This is a genomic window from Rhabdaerophilum sp., assembly GCF_046092605.1.
Classification (GTDB): Bacteria; Pseudomonadota; Alphaproteobacteria; order Rhizobiales; family Beijerinckiaceae; genus Rhabdaerophilum.
On sequence record NZ_JBJTDY010000064.1, the window covers coordinates 1 to 3,265 of the forward strand.

At 63.3% G+C, this 3,265-nt stretch carries 5 protein-coding genes; 4 read left to right on the top strand and 1 reads right to left on the bottom strand.

All coding sequences use genetic code 11. The annotated features are described in order from the left end of the window. Both ACKODO_RS05570 and ACKODO_RS05575 read left to right on the top strand, forming a co-directional pair. The coding region (locus ACKODO_RS05570; RefSeq protein ID WP_408982461.1) for a transketolase C-terminal domain-containing protein at positions 1-297 on the top strand (297 nt) is incomplete at its 5' end. 24 nt (positions 298-321) lie between these two features. Then, on the top strand, positions 322-1,665 hold the full coding sequence (locus tag ACKODO_RS05575) for a pyruvate dehydrogenase complex dihydrolipoamide acetyltransferase (RefSeq protein ID WP_408982462.1): 1,344 nt from the start codon (positions 322-324) through the stop codon (positions 1,663-1,665). A 13-nt stretch (positions 1,666-1,678) separates the two neighbouring features. Here the strand turns inward: ACKODO_RS05575 and ACKODO_RS05580 are convergent, their stop codons facing one another. Further along, complete coding sequence (locus ACKODO_RS05580) at positions 1,679-1,873, bottom strand: hypothetical protein (protein ID WP_408982463.1); 195 nt, start codon at positions 1,871-1,873, stop codon at positions 1,679-1,681. 71 nt (positions 1,874-1,944) lie between these two features. On the opposite strand from ACKODO_RS05580, the gene ACKODO_RS05585 reads away from it, so the two are divergent. Both ACKODO_RS05585 and lpdA read left to right on the top strand, forming a co-directional pair. Continuing rightward, the gene (locus tag ACKODO_RS05585) at positions 1,945-2,184 is read left to right on the top strand and encodes a YdcH family protein (RefSeq protein WP_408982464.1); all 240 of its coding nucleotides are present in this window, start codon (positions 1,945-1,947) and stop codon (positions 2,182-2,184) included. 40 nt (positions 2,185-2,224) lie between these two features. After that, positions 2,225-3,265, top strand: a 1,041-nt coding sequence (gene lpdA, locus ACKODO_RS05590; protein ID WP_408982465.1) for a dihydrolipoyl dehydrogenase, incomplete at its 3' end; no start/stop codon positions are given.

A 3,265-nucleotide genomic window follows, 5' to 3' on the forward strand; every position in this document is an offset into this window, starting at 1 on the left:
ATCGAGGCGGAAGTCATCGATCTCCGCACCATCCGCCCGATGGATATCGCGACAATCGTCCGCTCGATCCAGAAGACGAACCGCTGCGTCGCCATCGAAGAGGGCTGGCCGCAATCGGGCGTGTGCTCCGAGATCGGCATGAAGATCATGGAAGAGGCCTTCGAGTACCTCGATGCGCCGGTCATCCGCATCACCGGCAAGGATGTGCCGATGCCCTATGCCGCCAACCTCGAAAAGTTGGCGCTTCCGAATGTCGGCGAGGTCGTCGCGGCGGTGAAAGCCGTTTTGTATCGCTAAGCATCAGGATCGGGGAGAAACACCATGCCCATCAACATCCTGATGCCCGCCCTCTCGCCCACGATGGAAAAGGGCAACCTCGCCAAGTGGCTGAAAAAAGAGGGCGATGCGATCAAATCCGGCGATGTCATCGCCGAGATCGAGACCGACAAGGCCACGATGGAGGTCGAAGCGGTCGATGAAGGCATTCTGGCGAAGATCGTCGTGCCCGCCGGCGCGCAGGATGTGCCGGTGAACCAGCTCATCGCACTCATCGCGGGCGAGGGCGAGGATGCGAAGGCCGTGGCCGGCGGCGGCGGGGCCGCGGCAGCTGCACCGGTTCCTGCTCCTGTTGCGGCTCCGGCTCCTGCGTTGGCTCCCGCTGCTTCACCGGCTCCGGTGTCAGCGGCTGCGGCGATTTCAGGCTCGCGCGTCTTCGCGTCGCCGCTCGCCAGGCGCATCGCCAGGCAAGCGGGCATCGATCTTGCCGCCGTGAAGGGCTCTGGCCCGCATGGCCGCGTGGTGATGGCTGATGTCGAGGCCGCCAAGTCCGGCGCAGGCTCGCCTGGTGGCGCCAGGATCATCCCGATGCCGGGTGCAGCGGCGCCCGCTCCGGCCGCCGCTCCGGCCCCGGCAGCAATGGCCTCCGGTCCCTCGGCCGATGCGGTGAAGAAGCTCTTCGCGGAAGGCTCCTATGAGGAAGTGCCGCATGACAACATGCGCAAAACAATCGCGCGTCGCCTGTTGGAATCGAAGCAGACCGTTCCGCATTTCTACGTGACGGTCGATTGCGAGCTCGATGCGCTGCTCTCGCTGCGCGAGCAGATCAACAAGGCCGCCCCGGTGAAGGACGGCAAGCCGGCCTACAAGCTCTCGGTCAACGACATGGTCATCAAGGCCATGGCGATGGCGCTGAAGGCCGTGCCGGATGCCAATGTCTCCTGGACTGACAACGCCATGCTGAAGCACAAACATGCCGATGTCGGCGTGGCGGTATCCATCCCCGGCGGGCTCATCACGCCGGTCATCCGCGATGCCTGCCACAAGACACTCTCCGCCATCTCGAACGAGATGAAGGATCTCGCGGCGCGTGCGAAGGCCCGCAAGCTGAAACCCGAGGAATATCAGGGCGGCACCACGGCGGTTTCCAACCTCGGCATGTTCGGGGTGAAGGATTTCGCGGCCATTGTGAACCCGCCGCACGCCACCATCCTCGCGGTGGGCGCGGGTGAGCAGCGCCCGGTGGTGAAGAACGGCCAGCTGGCGGTCGCGACGGTGATGTCCGTCACCCTCTCCACCGACCATCGCGCGGTGGATGGCGCGTTGGGTGCGGAACTCATGGCCGCCTTCAAGGGCTATATCGAAAACCCGATGGGGATGCTGGTTTGAGGGCGTAACTTGTTCAAGCAAAGCGGGAGCCGGTTCGCGTGCGGATAGCCGGTGTCGACGGCCGGCCTGCGACGGAACTCGGCAGCGGCTTCTTCGATGCCAGCACCGTCGCTTGGCCGCTCGCGATCGAGGCGCGCATTTCGATGCCGAGAACACCGCCGCAATTGGCCGGGGTCTCGCGCCAATCGTCCGCAATCTGCTCGCTCATTGACCGCGATCAAGGAGGAACAGGGGCGTAACGTTCAGGCGTGTTTCACCCCCAATGCCAAGGAGGATGGGATGAGCAACACCCCGCATGAACTGCACGAGGAATTCCCCGAATTCGCTTCCAAAATGACGGCGCTGAAGACCGGCAACGCGCATTTCGCGAAGCTCGCGGAAAAATATCACGAGATCAACCGGGCCGTGCATCGCGCCGAGACGCATGTGGAGCCGATGGATGATCTCTCGATGGACCAGCTGCGCAAGCAGCGCATGAAACTGAAAGACGAGATCTACGCCATGCTCGTCGCTGCCTGAAACGGCGCGCGGACATGGCCCGAACGAAAGGAAGAAGGCCATGTCCGCTTATGACGTCATCATCATCGGCTCCGGGCCGGGCGGCTATGTCACCGCCATCCGCGCCGCGCAGCTCGGGTTCAGAACCGCGATCGTGGAGCGCGAGCATCTTGGCGGCATCTGCCTCAACTGGGGCTGCATCCCGACGAAAGCCCTGCTGAGAAGCGCCGAGATCTACCATTATGCGAAGCACGCGAAGGATTACGGCCTCAGAATCGAGGGCAACATCACCTTCGACGCGAGCGATGTGGTGAAGCGCTCGCGTGGCGTGTCCCAACGCCTCAATGGCGGCGTCGGCTTCCTGATGAAGAAGAACAAGATCGACGTGATCTGGGGTGAGGCCAAGATCAGCAAACCCGGCGAGGTGGTTGTTTCGGAAACGAAAAAGCCCGCCGTGCAGCCGCAGAACCCGGTTCCCAAGGGCGTGCAGGGCCCGGGCACCTACACCGCGAAGCACATCATCGTCGCGACTGGCGCGCGTCCCCGCGTGCTGCCGGGCCTCGAACCCGATGGCAAGCTGATCTGGACCTATTTCGAGGCCATGGTGCCGCCGATGATGCCGAAGAGCCTCATCGTGATGGGCTCCGGCGCGATCGGCATCGAATTCGCCTCGTTCTTCCGCACCATGGGCGCGGAGGTGACCGTGGTGGAGGTGATGGGGCAGGTGATGCCGGTGGAGGATGCCGAGATCTCCGCCATCGCCCGCAAGTCCTTCGAGAAGCAGGGGATGAAGATACTCACCAACACGAAGGTGACGAAGGTCGAGAAGGGCGCGAATTCCGTCACGGCCCATATCGAGGATGACAAGGGCGGCAAGCAGACCATCACGGCCGAGCGGATGATCTCGGCCGTGGGCGTGGTCGGCAATATTGAGAGCCTTGGCCTTGAGGCTCTTGGCATCAAAACTGACAGGGGTTGTATCACAACCGACGGCTATGGCCGCACGAATGTGCCGGGCATCTACGCCATCGGTGATGTCGCGGGCCCGCCCATGCTCGCGCACAAGGCCGAGCATGAGGGCGTGATCTGCATCGAGCATATC

Excerpts from the sequence above, each read along its gene's own strand:
- ACKODO_RS05575 (WP_408982462.1), top strand. The coding sequence starts at position 322 with ATGCCCATCAACATCCTGATGCCCGCCCTCTCGCCCACGATGGAAAAG.
- ACKODO_RS05580 (WP_408982463.1), bottom strand. The coding sequence starts at position 1,873 with ATGAGCGAGCAGATTGCGGACGATTGGCGCGAGACCCCGGCCAATTGC.
- ACKODO_RS05585 (WP_408982464.1), top strand. The coding sequence starts at position 1,945 with ATGAGCAACACCCCGCATGAACTGCACGAGGAATTCCCCGAATTCGCT.